The organism is Micromonospora sp. MH33 (assembly GCF_003013775.1).
In the GTDB taxonomy this organism is placed as follows: Bacteria; Actinomycetota; Actinomycetes; order Mycobacteriales; family Micromonosporaceae; genus Micromonospora; species Micromonospora fulviviridis.
On record NZ_MUYZ01000152.1, the window covers coordinates 1 to 15,559 of the forward strand.

At 74.2% G+C, this 15,559-nt stretch carries 14 protein-coding genes and 1 pseudogene; 4 read left to right on the forward strand and 11 right to left on the reverse strand.

What is annotated here, in order from left to right; translation table 11 throughout:
- Positions 1-615: pseudogene (locus B0E53_RS21695) on the reverse strand (hypothetical protein); the annotation flags it as partial.
- A 74-nt stretch (positions 616-689) separates the two neighbouring features.
- Positions 690-1,688 (reverse strand): diacylglycerol kinase family protein, encoded by a 999-nt coding sequence (locus tag B0E53_RS21700; protein ID WP_107077741.1) that lies wholly within the window; start codon positions 1,686-1,688, stop codon positions 690-692.
- A gap of 122 nt (positions 1,689-1,810) precedes the next feature.
- Here B0E53_RS21700 and B0E53_RS21705 point away from each other — a divergent pair, with 122 nt between their 5' ends.
- The 3 genes from B0E53_RS21705 to purD all read left to right on the forward strand — a co-directional run bounded on the left by B0E53_RS21705 (position 1,811) and on the right by purD (position 4,753).
- Positions 1,811-3,100 carry an adenylosuccinate synthase gene (locus B0E53_RS21705; RefSeq protein WP_107077742.1) on the forward strand — a complete coding sequence of 430 codons (1,290 nt, stop codon included), beginning with the start codon at positions 1,811-1,813 and terminating at the stop codon, positions 3,098-3,100.
- 167 nt (positions 3,101-3,267) lie between these two features.
- The gene (locus tag B0E53_RS21710; protein ID WP_107077743.1) at positions 3,268-3,465 is read left to right on the forward strand and encodes a hypothetical protein; all 198 of its coding nucleotides are present in this window, start codon (positions 3,268-3,270) and stop codon (positions 3,463-3,465) included.
- 40 nt (positions 3,466-3,505) lie between these two features.
- Positions 3,506-4,753, forward strand: a complete 1,248-nt coding sequence (gene purD, locus B0E53_RS21715) for a phosphoribosylamine--glycine ligase (protein WP_107077744.1) — start codon at positions 3,506-3,508, stop codon at positions 4,751-4,753.
- 43 nt (positions 4,754-4,796) lie between these two features.
- On the opposite strand, the gene B0E53_RS21720 is transcribed toward purD, so the two are convergent.
- The 4 genes from B0E53_RS21720 to B0E53_RS21735 all read right to left on the reverse strand — a co-directional run bounded on the left by B0E53_RS21720 (position 4,797) and on the right by B0E53_RS21735 (position 9,865).
- Complete coding sequence (locus B0E53_RS21720; protein ID WP_246835532.1) at positions 4,797-6,362, reverse strand: N,N-dimethylformamidase beta subunit family domain-containing protein; 1,566 nt, start codon at positions 6,360-6,362, stop codon at positions 4,797-4,799.
- 94 nt (positions 6,363-6,456) lie between these two features.
- Positions 6,457-8,022: an AMP-binding protein gene (locus B0E53_RS21725; RefSeq protein ID WP_107077745.1), complete on the reverse strand. Its 1,566-nt coding sequence runs from the start codon at positions 8,020-8,022 to the stop codon at positions 6,457-6,459.
- A gap of 174 nt (positions 8,023-8,196) precedes the next feature.
- Positions 8,197-9,411, reverse strand: coding sequence for an acyl-CoA dehydrogenase family protein (locus B0E53_RS21730; protein ID WP_107077746.1), 1,215 nt, complete (start codon positions 9,409-9,411; stop codon positions 8,197-8,199).
- Between the two features lies 1 nt (position 9,412).
- The gene (locus tag B0E53_RS21735) at positions 9,413-9,865 is read right to left on the reverse strand and encodes an SCP2 sterol-binding domain-containing protein (RefSeq protein ID WP_107077747.1); all 453 of its coding nucleotides are present in this window, start codon (positions 9,863-9,865) and stop codon (positions 9,413-9,415) included.
- 77 nt (positions 9,866-9,942) lie between these two features.
- Here B0E53_RS21735 and B0E53_RS21740 point away from each other — a divergent pair, with 77 nt between their 5' ends.
- Positions 9,943-10,581, forward strand: coding sequence for a TetR/AcrR family transcriptional regulator (locus B0E53_RS21740; RefSeq protein WP_210406170.1), 639 nt, complete (start codon positions 9,943-9,945; stop codon positions 10,579-10,581).
- Between the two features lie 155 nt (positions 10,582-10,736).
- Here B0E53_RS21740 and B0E53_RS21750 read toward each other — a convergent pair whose 3' ends face one another.
- The 5 genes from B0E53_RS21750 to B0E53_RS21770 all read right to left on the reverse strand — a co-directional run.
- Complete coding sequence (locus B0E53_RS21750; protein ID WP_107077749.1) at positions 10,737-11,987, reverse strand: adenylosuccinate synthetase; 1,251 nt, start codon at positions 11,985-11,987, stop codon at positions 10,737-10,739.
- Positions 11,984-12,940 carry a hypothetical protein gene (locus B0E53_RS21755; RefSeq protein WP_107077750.1) on the reverse strand — a complete coding sequence of 319 codons (957 nt, stop codon included), beginning with the start codon at positions 12,938-12,940 and terminating at the stop codon, positions 11,984-11,986. The genes B0E53_RS21750 and B0E53_RS21755 overlap by 4 nt, the downstream gene beginning before the upstream one ends.
- A gap of 10 nt (positions 12,941-12,950) precedes the next feature.
- Positions 12,951-13,925, reverse strand: coding sequence for a serine/threonine protein kinase (locus B0E53_RS21760; RefSeq protein WP_107077751.1), 975 nt, complete (start codon positions 13,923-13,925; stop codon positions 12,951-12,953).
- On the reverse strand, positions 13,922-14,674 hold the full coding sequence (locus B0E53_RS21765) for an NUDIX domain-containing protein (RefSeq protein WP_107077752.1): 753 nt from the start codon (positions 14,672-14,674) through the stop codon (positions 13,922-13,924). Before B0E53_RS21765 ends, B0E53_RS21760 begins: the two co-directional genes overlap by 4 nt.
- Positions 14,675-14,760: 86 nt before the next feature.
- Positions 14,761-15,559, reverse strand: a 799-nt coding sequence (locus B0E53_RS21770) for a MaoC/PaaZ C-terminal domain-containing protein (RefSeq protein ID WP_107077753.1), incomplete at its 5' end; no start/stop codon positions are given.

Consider the following 15,559-nt stretch of genomic DNA (forward strand, 5'->3'; position numbering starts at 1 on the left):
TTCCGATCTGGCGGGGTCGGCGGTCGTGCGCTGCGGAGGCTGGGCCCACGGAGACTCCGGCCGGCCGTTCGGTGGCGTGCCGGCCCCACGGTCGCCGCGGCTCTCCGCCTCTCCGCCGTCGGTTGCAGGGGCGTCCGCCCGGATTCCGTCCGCCGTTTCGATCGCCGGCAGGGGAGCGGTCGTTCCGGGCGTGGCCGTTTCGGGCGTGGTTCCCCCGGTGTGAGCCGTGTCGTCGGGTCCGGCGGCGGTGACCGGTCGGGGCGCGGTCGCTTCGGGCGTGGCCACCACCGGGGTCGCCGCCGTCGGGTTGGGTGCCGGCTGGTCGAGGGTGAACGGCAGGTCCAGGTCGACCGGGGGCTGTGCCGCGCGGGGTGCGGGCACGGCGTCACCCGCGCGTACCTCGTCGGGAGCGGGCGGCTGCGGCCACGGGGGCGACGGTGCGGCGTCGCCGGGCGGGACGGGCCAGGGCGCCGCGCTCGGCTGGGCCGGGGCCGCCCACGGCGGGGCGGTGACGACCGCGTCGGCCTGCTCGGGCGGCCAGAGCGGTTCGATGTCCCGCTCCGGCACCTGCGGTTGACCCGGCACGTGGGCCGGGTCGGCGTGTTCGTGCACCACGGTTCCTCCCCATTCCTTCCGCCGAGGATAGGCCGTCCGGTCTCCCGGGTGGCCCGAGCGGGGATCGACGGAGGTCAGGCCGTCCAGACCGCCCAGGCGCCCGGCTCGGTCCACCAGGACCGCTTCCGGCCCAGCTCGCCCTCGACGCCGTCGTCGAGGAAGGGCACCTTCCCGTCGCGCGGTACGACCGCCGTCGCCCGGCCCCGGGCCCGGCGCACCTCCAGCCGTACCCTCTTCCGGCCCAACGCGGACCGGGTGACCACGGGCACGGCCACGGCCACCTGGACGCGGCCGTCGGACGGGTCCGGGTCGGCCAGCAGCGCCACGTCGCCCAGGCTCGCGTAACCGCCGGCGTTGCCGATCGCGCAGGCCATGATCGGCTCCTCGCCGGTGCTCAGCACGGTGCCGTCGACCTCGCCCCGGGCCCGCCAGTGCAGCGGCCGGCCCGCGTCGTCGGCCGCGCCGAGCAGCGCGCCGTCCAGCGTCACCGAGCCGCCGTCGTTGCGCAGCAGGTCGAGCCGGCGGGGGGTGCCGTCCAGCACCGCGGCGGCCACCGCGTCCGGGTCACGGGGCAGGCCGAGCTGCGCGGCCAGGTCCCGCGCCGTCCCGGACCGGGCCGGGTCGAGCGGGAGTACGCCGACCGGGGGCAGGTCGGGCACGGTCCGGTTGCCGGCCAGGTCCGCGGGGCGGCGGCTGGGCGGCGGAGCGTACCGCCGGACCAGCCGGCGCAGCACGGCGCGCAACTGACCGTCACTTGCCGTGGCGACGACCAGCCGGGTCTTGGAGTCGGGGTCCGGCCAGGTGAGGCCGTCGGCGCGGGGCGGGCCGTCGAGGCAGGCCAGCACCTCGTCGATCTCCGCGTCCGAACGGGCGGTCACCGTCTCCACCCGGGCGCCCCGGGCGGTCAGCGCGTCCGCGCAGGCCAGCACCGGTACGCGCGGCGTCTCGCAGCGCTCCTCGGGCCGCTCGCCAGCCGCCTCCGAGGCGCCACCGCAGCAGGCGTCACCGCTGCCGCAGCCCCCGCCGGGAGCGTCCCGCTCCGAGCCGAGGGTGAGCAGCACCACGTCGTACACGAAGGAGCCTCCTGCTTCTCGGTGAACCCCTGCCGGTCCCGCCGTCACTACTTGTTAGCCTGACACCCCGGGCTCGCCGACCGGTCGCCACCTGGCACCCGAGCCTTCTGGAGGCGGAGAAGATGCCAGCGATCGTGCTCATCGGCGCTCAGTGGGGCGACGAGGGCAAGGGCAAGGTTACCGACCTGCTGGGTGAGCGGGTCGACTACGTCGTGCGCTACTCCGGCGGCAACAACGCCGGCCACACGGTGATCACCCCGGACGGCCAGAAGTACGCGCTGCACCTGATGCCGTCCGGCGCGCTGTCGCCGGACGCCATGATCGTCATCGGCAACGGTGTGGTGGTCGACCCGAAGGTGCTGCTGGAGGAGATCGACGGTCTCGCCGAGCGGGGCGTGGACGTCTCCCGGCTGCGGATCTCGGGTGACGCGCACCTCATCATGCCGCACCACCGGGCACTGGACCGGGTGGTCGAGCGCTACCTGGGCAGCTCGCGGATCGGCACCACCGGCCGGGGCATCGGCCCCGCGTACGGCGACAAGGTCGCGCGGATGGGCATCCGGCTCCAGGACCTGCTGGACCCCGGCATCCTGCGCAAGAAGCTGGAGCTGGCGCTCCGCGAGAAGAACCAGCTGCTGTTCAAGGTCTACAACCGCAAGGCGATCGACGTCGACGAGACCGTCGAGGAGTACCTGCGCTACGCGGAGCGGCTGCGGCCGTACATCGCGGAGACCCGGGTGATGCTCTGGGACGCGCTGGACCGCGGCGAGACCGTCCTGCTGGAGGGCGCCCAGGCCACCATGCTCGACATGGACCACGGCACCTATCCCTTCGTCACCTCGTCGAACCCGACGGCGGGCGGGGCGTGCGTGGGCGCGGGCATCCCGCCCACCGCGATCACCAAGGTCATCGCGGTGAGCAAGGCGTACACGACGCGGGTGGGTTCCGGCCCGTTCCCGACCGAGCTGTTCGACGACAACGGCCAGCACCTGCGCAAGATCGGTCACGAGTACGGCACCACGACCGGCCGCGAGCGCCGCACCGGCTGGTTCGACGCCGTCGTGGCCCGCTACGCCTGCCGCCTCAACGGCGTCACCGACCTGGTCATCACCAAGCTGGACGTACTGACCGGCATGCCCAAGGTGCCGATCTGCATCGGGTACGAGATCAACGGCGAGCGCTTCGACGACATGCCGATGACGCAGACCGACTTCCACCACGCCACCCCGGTCTACGAAGAGCTCGACGGCTGGTGGGAAGACATCACCAAGGCCAGAACCGAGAACGACCTCCCGGAGAACGCGCGACGCTACATCGCCCGCATCGAAGAACTCTGCGGTACCAAGGTCAGCATCGTGGGCGTGGGCCCCGGCCGCGAAGAAAACGTAGTCCGCCACCCCCTCCTCCCCTAAGCCCCGTCCCCCTCTCACCCGATGATCATGAAGTTGTTGCGCTGAAACCGCCGAGTTCGGTGGCAACAACTTCATGGTCAACGCGCCCAAGTCGCGGGCCTGTCCACAGGGTTTTCCACAGGGGTGGTCGTGGGAGGTGGTGGGGTGCGGGGCGGATCAGGGCAGCGGTGGCGTCCTTCGGTCCCGGCGCCGCGGCGGTGCTGGCCACGGCCGCCGAGTTGCACCGCATCGACGGGCTGCCCCGCAGCGAGCTGATCCACCTGTCGGTTTTGGGCTCGGCGTCGCGGCCGGTCCGCTACATCCCCTGGCTGGTGCGCTCGGCCGTCACCGCGCGGAGACCACCATCCGGGCAGCCAACCTCATGATCGACTGGGTGGGATGGGGTGGTCAGTAGGATGCGGGGTCGTGCGGGTTCTTCTTGTGGGTGGTGGAGGGCGGGAGCATGCGCTCGCGCTCGGACTGGTCGGCGATCCTGCCGTCGAGGCGCTGGTGGCGGCTCCGGGGAATCCCGGGATCGCGGCGGTGGCCGAGGTGCGGGAGGTGAACGCGACCGACCCGGCGGCCGTGGCGGCGCTCGCCGTCGAGATGGCGGCGGACCTCGTGGTGATCGGCCCGGAGGCGCCGCTGGTGGCCGGGGTCGCCGACGCGGTCCGCGCCAAGGGCATCGCGGCCTTCGGCCCGTCGGCCGAGGCGGCCCGGCTGGAGGGCTCGAAGGCGTTCGCCAAGGACGTGATGACCGCGGCCGGCGTGCCGACCGCCCGGGCGTACACCTGCGCGGACGCGGCGAGCGTCGGAAAGGCGCTGGACGAGTTCGGTGCTCCGTACGTGGTGAAGAACGACGGGCTGGCAGCGGGCAAGGGTGTCGTGGTGACCGATGACCGTGCCGCCGCCGCTCGGCACGCCGAGGAGTGCGGCCGGGTGGTGATCGAGGAGTACCTGGCCGGTCCCGAGGTCTCGCTCTTCGTGGTCACCGACGGCGAGGCGGCTGTGCCGCTGCTGCCCGCCCAGGACTTCAAGCGGGTCGGCGACGGCGACACCGGGCCGAACACCGGCGGCATGGGCGCGTACGCGCCGCTGCCGTGGGCCCCGCCCGGCCTGGTCGACGAGGTGATGCGCGACGTGGTGCACCCGACGCTGGCCGAGTTGCGCCGTCGGGGCACCCCGTTCGCCGGCCTGCTCTACGTGGGCCTGGCGATGACCGCCGCCGGCCCGCGCGTGATCGAGTTCAACGCCCGCTTCGGCGACCCGGAGACCCAGGTGGTGCTCGCCCTGCTGGAGACGCCGCTGGCCGGGCTGCTGCACGCCGCCGCCACCGGCACGCTGGCCGCGCATCCGCCGCTGCGCTGGCGCGACGGCGCGGCGGTCACCGTCGTGGTGGCGGCCGAGGGCTACCCGGCGGCACCGCGTACCGGTGACGTGATCACCGGCGCCGACCGCGCCGGGGTCATCCACGCCGGCACCCGCCGGGACGCCGACGGCACCCTGCGCTCCGCCGGGGGCCGGGTCCTCTGCGGTACGGCCACCGGCCCCGACCTGGCCGCCGCGCGGGACGCCGCCTACGAGGTGGTACGCGGCATCGAGCTGGCGGGCTCGCACCACCGCTCCGACATCGCCGACGCCGCCGTGGCGGGCCGGATCGACATCCCCTCCTGACGGGGCGACCGGTCACGAAAGTCCCTGATCGGGTCTGGAGCGGCTAGTCGCGCTCGGCCGGACCCCCGGGCCGATCCGCCGTGCCTGAGCCGGTGCCGTCCGGCGGCTCCGGGCGGTCGGCCCGTGCCCGGCCGATCATCCGGTCGAGGACGTTCGCGGTGGCCCGCTCGATCCGCTCGTCGCGCTGGCCGCGCCGGTTCAGCGCCATGGTCCAGCGCAGGGTGCCGGTGGCGAAGACCACCGCGCCACCGGCCGTCTCGTACACGTGGGTGTTCTGCATCCGCCGGCCGCCCTGCTGTGCGGGGTAGGGCGACGCGCTGAGCAGGGTGTCGCCGACCGCGACGGGCCGTGCGGTGGCCGGGTGGACGCCGTCCGCCTCGCCGCCGACGACGCCGGGAATGCGGTCGCCGTCGGCCACCCCGGTGCCGGCCCACACCCAGTGGTCGGCCGACCGGACCACCAGCGGCTGCGGGGTGACGACGATGCCGTTGTACTGGACGCCGATCAGCGCCTGCTCGGGGATGTCGAGGCCGCGCCAGGTCACCGTCGGCCCGGCGGCGTCCTCGTCCGGGTCCGGGGTGGCCTTGGCGCAGGCGACGACCCGCTCCGGGCGGCCGTCGGCGGAGGGACGCACCCGGATGTGCCAGTAGACGCTGTTGGCGCCGAGGAAGGCGAGGCTGGTGCCGCCGGCCAGCCCGGCCTCGGCGGCCCGGCGCATCTCCGCCGACCAGTACTCGTCGTGCCCGCAGAACACCAGCCCCCGGTGGCGGGCCGGGTCGAGCCGCCCGGAGTGCAGGTCGAAGCTGGTCGCGTAGCTGATGTCGTAGCGGTTGCGCTCCAGCCACTGGACGGCGTCGTGGTCGCGGCTGAACTGTGTGGGCTGGCCCGCGTCGGCGTACGGGCGGTCGAAGGAGACCTCGCGCGCCCGCAGCGCCGGATCCCGCCGCCCGCTGGCCGCGTAGCCGTTGTAGAGGCTCTTGCCGGCCCGCCGGTCCCGCGGCCACTGGTTGTACGCCTGCCAGGTGGTCACCGGCAGCACCACGCAGAGCGCGGCGGCCCGCCGGTCGTCCCGCACCACGAAGGGGGTGCACGCGCGCCAGCCGTCGGCGGAGGTGAAGACCGCCTGGTAGAGGCCGGAGGTCCAGTCCTCGGGGACGCGGAGGGTCCAGGACACCGGCCAGCGGCAGGCGATCGCCCCGGTTGCCGGGTCGGCGGGCGGCACCGGCTGCGGGGTGCCGTCCAGGTCCGGGCCGGTCAGCATGGTCCGGGCGCTGGCGCCGCCGTACCAGCCGAGCCGGTGCACGGTGATCCGGAACCGGCCGGCCGGATTGACCGCGACGTGGAAGTCGACGGAGTCGCCCGGGGCGAGGCTGGTCGTCGAGGCGTACCCCTGGATCTGCCGCCGCCGGTCGTCTGCGGCCCGGGCGCCGTCCGGCGGCCACCAGGGCTCGCCGGCCGCCCGGTTCTCCACCTCGACCGGCGGGGACTGGCGGCGGACCGGCGTGCTGGCGCGGCGTCGGCTGAGCACGGGCTCGGAGGTGCCGAGCGCCGTGGCGGAGACGCCACCGAGGAGGAGGCCGAGGGCCCAACGCCGACGGATCCGGACCATGCGAGCAGCTCCCGGTGGGGGTGGAAGTCACTGCCGGGACAGCCGGCGCAGGGAAGGTATCACCGGCGGAGTCGGCCCGTCCGTCCCCTGTGGCTCAGCCGTAGTAGCGGCGGAGCTCCCGGCTGAGCACTTTGCCGGTGGCGTTGCGCGGCAGGTACTTCACGAACACCACGTCCCGGGGCACGGAGAAGCGGGCCAGGTAGTGCCGGACGTATTCGCGGACCGCATCCGGGTCGAGCGTCTCGCCGGGGTGCAGGGCGAGGAACGCGGCCAGCCGCTGGCCGTACTCCGCGTCCGGCACGCCGATCACCGCGACCTCGCGGACCTGCGGCAGCCGGGCGATGAGGTCCTCGACCTCGGACGGGAAGACGTTCTCGCCGCCGGAGACGATCATGTCGTCGGCCCGCCCGTCGACGAAGAGCAGGCCGTCGGGGTTCATCCGGCCCAGGTCGCCGGTGTCCAGCAGACCGTCGCGGCTCTCCCGGCCGACGCCCGAGGTGTAGCCCTCGAAGAGCATCTCGTTGCCCACGAAGATCCGGCCGACCCGGCCGTCGCGGACCGGTTCGCCGGCGTCGTCGATGATCTCCAACCGGGTGCCGTGCGGCGGGCGGCCCGCCGTGGTGGGGGCCGCGTGCAGCTCGGCCGGGCCGGCGATCGAGGCCCAGGAGACCTCGGTCGAGCCGTAGAGGTTGTAGAGGACGTCGCCGTAGCGGTCCATGAAGGCGGTCGCCAGGCCGCCGGGGAGCGCCGAGCCGCTGACCGCGACCACCTTGAGCGGCGGCCGGGACCCGGGCGGCGGCACCTCCATCAGCCGTTGCAGCATCACCGGTACGGCGAAGAGCGCGTCGCAGGGCTGCGCGGCCAGGGCGGCCACCGTGGTAGCCGGGTCGAACCGCCGGTGCAGCACGACCGTGGCGCGCAGCGCGAACGACACCTGCAGGGCGGCGTATCCCCAGGTGTGGAAGATCGGCGCGGCGATCAGCACGGTGTCGTGGACGTGCAGCGGGATGCGGTCGATGATGGACACCAGCGGGCCGAAGCCGTGTGGCGTGGGCCGGCGGGCGCCCTTGGGCGCGCCGGTGGTGCCGGAGGTGAGCACGATGGTCCGGCCGTCCCGCTCCGGCGGCTGAAGCTGGTCACCGGGCAGCGCGCCGGCGATCAGCTCCTCCTGGCGGCGCTCGTCGACCCGGTGCAGCTCGGCGGGGAGGCCGAGGACCCGCTCGGCGAACTCGGCGTCGTGCACGAGCACGCGCAGGCCCTGCTCCTCGGCCACGGTGGCCAGCTGCGCCGCGGAGAGACCGGTGTTGACCAGGACGGCGTCCGCGCCGAGCAGCATCGAGGCGACGATCGCCTCGATGAGGCCGTGGTGGTTGCGGCAGAGCACGCCCACCCGGTCGCCGGCCTGTACGCCGAGCCCGGCCCGCAGCGACCGGGCCAGCCGTTCCGACCGGTCCAGCAGTTCCTGGAACGTCAGCGCGGTGCCGTGCTCGTCGACGACGGCGGTCCGCCCCGGGTCGCGCGCGGCGGCCTGGCGCAGCTCACCGGCGAGGCTCCAGCCCCACCGGCGCAGCGCGTTGAGTTGGGAGGCCACCCGGATCGGGCGGCCCGGGTTGAGTAGTCCGCGTCGGGTCAGCGTGGCGACGATGAACGGCAGGTCCAAGTCGCAACCCTCCTTCGCGTTCGTGTTCTCCCGCTCATGCACCCGCGGCAGCGCGGACCCCGGCCCACGTGATCAGTTGCCCAGCCTGCGGAAACCCTGACCGGGCGGGGTGGACCGGCGGCCCGACCCGCGGCACGCGGTGCCACCGCGGGTCGGGTCGGGGTCCGCCGACGATCAGCGGATCTGCATTCCGGAGATGGCCCGGGAGATGACCAACCGCTGGATCTCGGAAGTGCCCTCGAAGATGGTGTAGATCTTGGCGTCCCGGTACCACCGCTCGACCGGGTGGTCGCGCAGGAAGCCGGCGCCGCCGAGGAGTTGGACAGCCTTGTCGGTGACCGAGACGGCCACCTCGCCGGCCTTGAGCTTGGACATCGAGCCCTCGCCCGCGCTGAACGGCCGGTTGTTGCGACCCATCCAGGAGGCCCGCCAGACCAGCAGCCGGGCCGCGTCGATCTCCATCTTCATGTCGGCGAACGCGAACGCGACCGCCTGGTTCTCGATGATGGGCCGGCCGAACTGGACCCGTTCCTTGGCGTAGTCGAGGGCGTACTCGTACGCGGCGCGGGCCACGCCGAGCGCCTGCGCGCCGACGGTCGGTCGGGACAGTTCGAACGTGCGCATCGCGGCCTGGCCGGAGGCGCGCTGGCCGGTACGGGCGCGGGCCAGCCGCTCGTCGAGCGCCTCCTTGCCGCCGAGCAGGCAGCGCCCCGGCACCCGTACGTCGTCGAGGAAGACGTCGGCGGTGTGCGAGGCACGCAGCCCGAGCTTGCGCAGCTTGCGGGTGGCGTTGAGCCCCGGCGTGCCCGGCGGCACGACGAACGCGGCCTGCCCCCGCGAGCCCAGTTCGGGTTCGATCGAGGCGGTGACCACGTGCACCCCGGCGATGCCGCCGTTCGTGGCGTACGCCTTCTGCCCGTTGAGCACCCACTCGTCGGTGGCCTCGTCGTAGACCGCCCGGGTCCGCATCGACCCGACGTCGGAGCCGGCCTCCGGCTCGGTGGTGCAGAACGCCGCGACGGCGGGCTGGTCGACGTCGCCGAAGCACTGCGGCACCCATTCGACGAGCTGGTCGGGGGTGCCGGCGCCGTAGATGGCGGCGACGGCCAGTGAGGTGCCGAAGATGCCCAGGCCGATGCCGGCGTCACCCCAGAACAGTTCCTCGCTGGCGATCGGCAGGGAGAGTCCGGTGGGGTCGGCCCAGCAGGTGGCGAGGAACTCGAAGCCGTACAGGCCGACCTTCGCCGCTTCCTGGATGATCGGCCAGGGCGTCTCCTCCCGGGCGTCCCATTCGGCCGCGGCCGGGCGCACGACCTCGGCGGCGAAGCCGTGCACCCAGTCGCGAAGGTCCCGCTGTTCCTCGTTCAGGTCGAGCGAGAACTCGGCCATCTCAGGCCTTGGGGATGTCGAACAGGTTGGCGATGTTGGCGGCGAGGCCCAGGTCGCCCTTGGCCTTCAGCTTGCCGGTCATGAACATCATCACCGGGTTGCCGCCGCCGGAGACGATCTTCAGAAACTCGACCGGACCCATGGTGAGGCTGAGCTTCGGGTCCCGGGTGGGGGTCTCCGAGACGGTGCAGGTGCCGTTCTCGATGACGATCTCGTAGGTGTCGGTGCCACCGTCGGCACGACCGGTGATGTTCCAGTGGATGACCGCGTTGGTGGAACCCGCCCGGTCGGCCCGGAACAGGGTCGGCATCCGGTTGAAGACCTCGCTCAGGATCTTGCCGCGCAGGTCGCCGGACATGACCTCGGCGAGCTTGTCGTCGGGGGTGGACTTGACCAGCTGCGCGAACTCCTTCGGGCCGACGTTCGCGAAGTTGGTCGGGTCGAAGTCACTCATGGGGGATGCACCTCTCGGACGAGCCGACTTTGGTTACTCTGGCGTAACCTTACGCACGAGTAGGTATGCTCGCAAGGGTGTCCAGCACACCGACCTTCAAGCGCCTCCCCCGCGCCGTGCGCGAGCAGCAGATGCTCGACGCGGCGGTCAAGGTCTTCTCCCGCCGGGGCTTCCATGCGGCCAGCATGGACGAGATCGCCGAGGACGCCGGCATCTCCAAGCCGATGGTCTACGCGTACCTCGGCACCAAGGAGGAGCTCTTCGTCGCCTGCCTGCACCGCGAGGGCACCCGGATGATGGAGGCCATCGCCGGGGCGGCCGCTTCCGACCTGCCCGCCGACGAGCGGCTCTGGCGCGGGCTACGCGCCTTCTTCGGCTTCGTCGGCGCGCACCGGGACGGCTGGGCGGTGCTCTACCGGCAGGCCCGCGGCGAGCAGCCGTTCGCCGCCGAGCTGGCCACCATGCGCGGCCGGCTGGTCGAGGTGGTGGCCGGGATGCTCGACCACGCGCTGCGCGCCAGGGGACGCGAGGTCCGCGCCACCGACCTGGAGGTCGTCGCGTACGCACTCGTGGGCGCCACCGAGTCGCTGGCCGACTGGCTTGCCGACCACCCGGAGGCCGACCCGGAGAAGACCGCCACCCGGATGATGAACGTGGCCTGGCTCGGCGCCGACCAGCTGCTGCGCGGGATCACCTGGCATCCGCCGGCCGGCTGACCCGCGGTCAGCGGCGCGCGGTGGCCCGGGCGCGGGCACCGCGGCGGGCCCAGCGCGGTGACCGCGATGATCACCAGGTACACCCACGGCGACGTCACCGTCTGGCGCAGCAGGTCGAGCACGTCCCCCATGCCCTCATGCTCGGTGCTGGGGTGTCAGCCGGGAGCGGAAACGGCGCCGGCCAGGGCGCGCACCTTGTCCTCGGCGGTCGGGCCGTGCGAGGTGAGCAGCACGGGCGCGCCCAGCTCGGCCGCCACCGCCGCCGGCCAGTCGGTGGGCGCCTCGTCGAGGACCGGGCGGGCCCGGAGTAGCCGGGCGGTCAGCGCGGCCTGGCGGTCCAGGTCGCCGGCCGGGCCGGGAGTGAGCCGGTCGACGGTGTCGTAGCGCCGGCAGATCCGCAGGGCCGGGCCGGCCAGGTCGAGGTGGGTCAGGGCCAGCCCGTCCACCCCGCCCGCGGCGGCCAGGGCGTAGCGGTGGGCGACCGCGTCGAAGTGACCGAACCGGAACCGGCCCTGCCAGGGGTTGGTCGGGTTGTGCGGGTCGGCGAAGGGCAGGGCGGGGTCCTCGGTGACCAGCGGCCCGGGGCCGTGCCGGGTGGTGGTCACCCGCAGCACGCCGAGCCGCTGCGCGGTGCCGGCCAGCCCGGCCTCGGCGAGCAGCGCCTCGGCGTTGGCGAAGGTCGTGGTGCTCCACGTGGTGTACGGGTGGAAGCCGTGCCACTCGTCCAGCAGCACCCCCTGCGCCCCCTCGAAGACGCAGGTCCCGGCCCGCAGCGCCCCGGACAGCCACCCCCGGTCGACGATCGCCACCCGGTCGGCGAAGCCGGCGTACGCGGGCAGGCAGTCCTCGACCGGCGGGGCGTCCAGCGGGCCCAGTTCGGCGGTGAGCCGGTCCCGCAGCGCGGTGAGCCGGCGGCGCAGCACCGCCGGGTGACGGCAGTCCGCCACCCGGGGCGCCTCGTCGGGGTGGGCGAGGCCGTACGCGACCGCCTCGCCCACCCCCAGCCCGCAGGAGCCGTGCCGGTCGGCTCCCCGGGCGATCTCCCGCGCCCGGTTGGCGGCCCGGTGGTACGGGGTGGCCAGCAGCGCCTCCCCGTCGATGGTCAGCCGGTCGAGCGCGTCGGGCACCCCGACCGCCGTGAGGTGGTCGGCCTCGGCGGCCAGCGCCAGCGGGTCCACCACCACGTGCCGCGACAGGTGCGTACGGACCCCGGGGCGGAACGTCCCGGCGCCGAACTGCGCGAACGTGTGGTGCCGTCCGTCGCGCAGCACGACGTTGTGCGCCGCCTGCGCGCCCCCGTTGAACCGGACGACCGTGTGCACCGGCCGGTTCGCGCAGAGCCAGTCGACGACGGTGCCCTTGCCGGCGTCGCCGTAGCCGAGGTCGACCACCATCACGTGCCTCACAGCCGGGTGACCCCGCTTCCGTCGGCCGGGGCGAACGGCAGCGTGGCGACCGTGCGCCGGCCGCCGCCGAGGCGGGCGAGCGCCCGGGAGACGGTCCGACCGGCCGTCGACCCGGCCCGGTCCAGGTCGCGCAGCCCGGCGTCCAGGTCGATGGCCTGCTCGCCGAGGCCGACGGTGAGCGCGATGGTCTCGCAGACCGCGTCCAGGTCGTCCAGCTCGACGGCGTGCTGGCCGAGCAGGTCGCGCCAGAAGTCGAGCACCTTGCGGCTGCCCGCGTACGCGCTGCCGGCCGGGAGCAGGTAGTAGGTGTCCCAGCGCCGGGTCACCTCGTCGACGATCTGCCGCAGCGGCACGTCCTCGCGCAGGTCGTCGCCGATCAGCCGGGCCACCTGCCGCCGGTCCACCCGGGGGTACGCCAGCTCGTCGCCGATGATGAACAGGTAGCCGCGCCGCCCCCGCTTCTCCCAGCTGTCGGTTACCGCGTGCCGGGCCATGAAGTACAGGGCCAGCTCGTACGACTCGGTCATCTGGCCGCCACCGCCGCCCTCCAGCACGATCCGGCCGAGGTCGTCGTCCATCCGGTTGTCGGACTCGAACTGGCCGACCTGCAACGGCACCCGGTCGCAGGTGGCGTCGCCGATCGCGCCGAACATGAGCTGCGGGTCGGGTGCGTACCCCTGGCGGAGCAGCAGGCCGAGCAGCTGCGGCAGCTTGCTCTGGAGCACCCGGGGCACGTGCCCCATCGAGCCGGTCACGTCGAAGAGGACCGCGATGGGCGTCGACCGCGGGTGCTCGGCCGAGTCGCGGCTCTCCCGGACCGCGCCACGAGGGTCGAGCGCGGGGTGCACGGTCCGCGCCCCGCTGTCGCTGTACGAGAACGCGCTCGCGCCGGTGGCCCGCCGGTAGCGGTCGGCGGCGTCGTACACGTCGGTGGACCAGATTCCGCTGCCCATGGCAGCCTCCCTAGGGATTGAGGGTGAAGGGGCGGAAGGTGCGGGGGCCGAAGAGGCGGTCCAGCACCTCGTCGAGTTCGCCGAGCAGCCGCCAGGCGTCGTCGGGGCGGGCGGCCAGCTTCGGGCGCGTGCAGCCGGCCGCGAAGGCGCGCAGCTCGCGTGGCGCCCGGCCGGCCATGAGCCAGGTCATGCAGCGCGCGGCCATGGCCAGGTCGGTGCCCGGGCCGGCGGGCCGCCGCGCGGTCACCTCGGCCGGGTACCAGTCCTCGTGGCCGGGGACCAGCGCCGGGACGGCGCCCTCGCCGACCACCGCGAAGCACCAGTCGACCAGGACCACGCCGTGCGCGCCCGGCTCGATCAGCACGTGCCGGGGGAGCACCGCGCCGTGCACCACCCCGGCCCGGTGGGCCAGGCCGAGGGCGACCAGCAGCCGCCGCCACATCCAGGCCGCGTCGCGCGGGTCCAGCCCGTCCGGGTACGCCCGGCGCACCTCGTCCAGGCTGTGCAGCCCGGGTGCCGCGGCCACCACGTTGACCAGCCGTTCCGCGCCGGTCGCCGGGTCGCGGGCGGGCAGGTGGTCGACGAGCCGGGGCACGTAGGGCAGGTGGCGCGGGTCGCCCCGCTCGGCGATCCGCCGCAGGGCGAGCGCCTCGCGGGCCATCAGGTCGTTGTCGGCCGGGTTGCGGGGCAGCTTGAGCAGCCGGTCCTGGCCGACGTCGTAGAGGTCGGCCAGGTCCCCGACGTACGCGATCCGGCGCAACGCGTAGTCGCCGAGTTCGGCGCCGCGGCCGCCACGCCAGCGGGCGGTCACCGCCATCAGCGCGTCGGTGGCGGCGGCGCGTATCCCCGGGTCGACCGCGCCGAGCCGGTCGGGGTGCAGCGCCGTGACCAGCTCGCGGTAGCGGCGGGCCGGCGCACGGGTGCCGAACAGGTCGGCGTCGCCGCGCGCCGTGGCGACCAGCCGGATGGCGTCCTCGGTCCTCACCGCACCGTCTCCTCCCGGGCGGGGCGCAGCAGCGCCGGGTGGAGCAGCCGGGCGTCGCCGGCCCGGTAGAGCTTGGCCCGGGGACCGCCGCGCGCGCCGCCGCGCTCGGTGCTGGCGCCGGTGCTCTCCACGAAGCCGGGCACCGAGAGCACCTTGCGGTGGAAGTTGCCGGCGTGCAGCGGGTGCCCCCAGACCGTCTCGTAGACGGCCCGCAGCTCGGTGATGGTGAACTCGGGCTCCAGGAAGCGGGTGGCCAGCGGGGTGTACTCCAGCTTGGACCGGGCCCGCTCCAGCCCGTCGTCGATGATCCGGCCGTGGTCGAAGGCGAGCTGCCGGCTGCTCAGCGCGGTCACCGGCAGCCAGGTCGCGTCGTCGGCGTCGGTGGCGGCGACCGGGTCGGGCAGGTCGGGGGCGAAGGCCAGGTGGGCGACCGAGACGACCCGCATCCGGGGGTCGCGGTCGGGCCCGCCGTAGGTGGCGAGCTGCTCCAGGTGGACCCGGCGCAGCCGCTCGCCGCCGAGGCCGGTCTCCTCGGCCAGCTCGCGCCGGGCGCCGGCGGCCAGGTCCTCGTCGGGGCGGACGAAACCGCCGGGCAGCGCCCAGTGCCCCGCGTAGGGCGGGGCGGCCCGGCGGATCAGCAGCAGGTGCAGCGCGCCGTCGCGGATGGTCAGCGCGACCACGTCGACGGTGACCGCGACCGCCGGGTAGTCCCGGGGGTCGTACGCGGCGAGGAAGTCCTGCTCGTTCACGTCGTCTCGTCTCTCTCAGCATGAGAACAACTCAATCTGAGAACAACTTAGCGCACGAAAGAGGGAACGCCAAGCCCTCTCTTTCCTCAGCGGACGGTGCCCACCAGGTGCGGTCGCCCCTGCCGCGCGTCGTGCAGCGCGAAGTCCCAGCTCCCGCCGCTGGCGGAGGCACTGAAGGCCACCGTGGACGGCAGCGGCACCGGCAGTTTGAACGCCACCTCCACCGTGTACGCCTCCGGCAGCCGGCTCTCCAGCGCCGCCAGGCAGCGGGCCTTGCTCCACATGCCGTGGGCGATCGGGCGCGGGAAGCCGAACAGCCGCGCGCCGAGCCTCGACGTGTGGATCGGGTTGTGGTCGCCGGAGACCCGGGCGTAGTCGGTCCCCACCCGGGGGGTCACCCGCCAGTGCGCCGAGGCGGCCGGCGGGGTCGGGCGATCACCCCGGTCGGGCCGCGGGCCGCCGCCCGCCGTGCGCTCCTTCCCGAGGTACGTCGAGACGCCCCGCCAGACCTCCGTGCCGTCGACCGAGCCGACCAGCACCACGTCGAGCTGCCGGCCCCGCTCGTGTGGGCGCAGGTTCTCGGCGTACGTGCGGAAGTCCACCGTCTCGCCGGCCTCCACGGGCCGGTGCACGGTGATCCGGTTCGCCACATGCACCACGCCGGTCAGCGGGATGGGGAACTCCGGCGCGGTCATCAGCCGCAGCGAGAGCGGAAAGCCCAGCACGTGCAGGTACGTCGCCGGCAGCCGGTCGGCCAGCCGGAACCCGCAGACCCGGTCGTAGTCGGCCAGGTGCGCCGGGCCGACCGGCACCCCGGCGACAGCCAGCTCCACGGCCGGCACCTCCGGCCGCCGCCGGCCGGGCAGCGCGCCCAGCAGGGCCCGC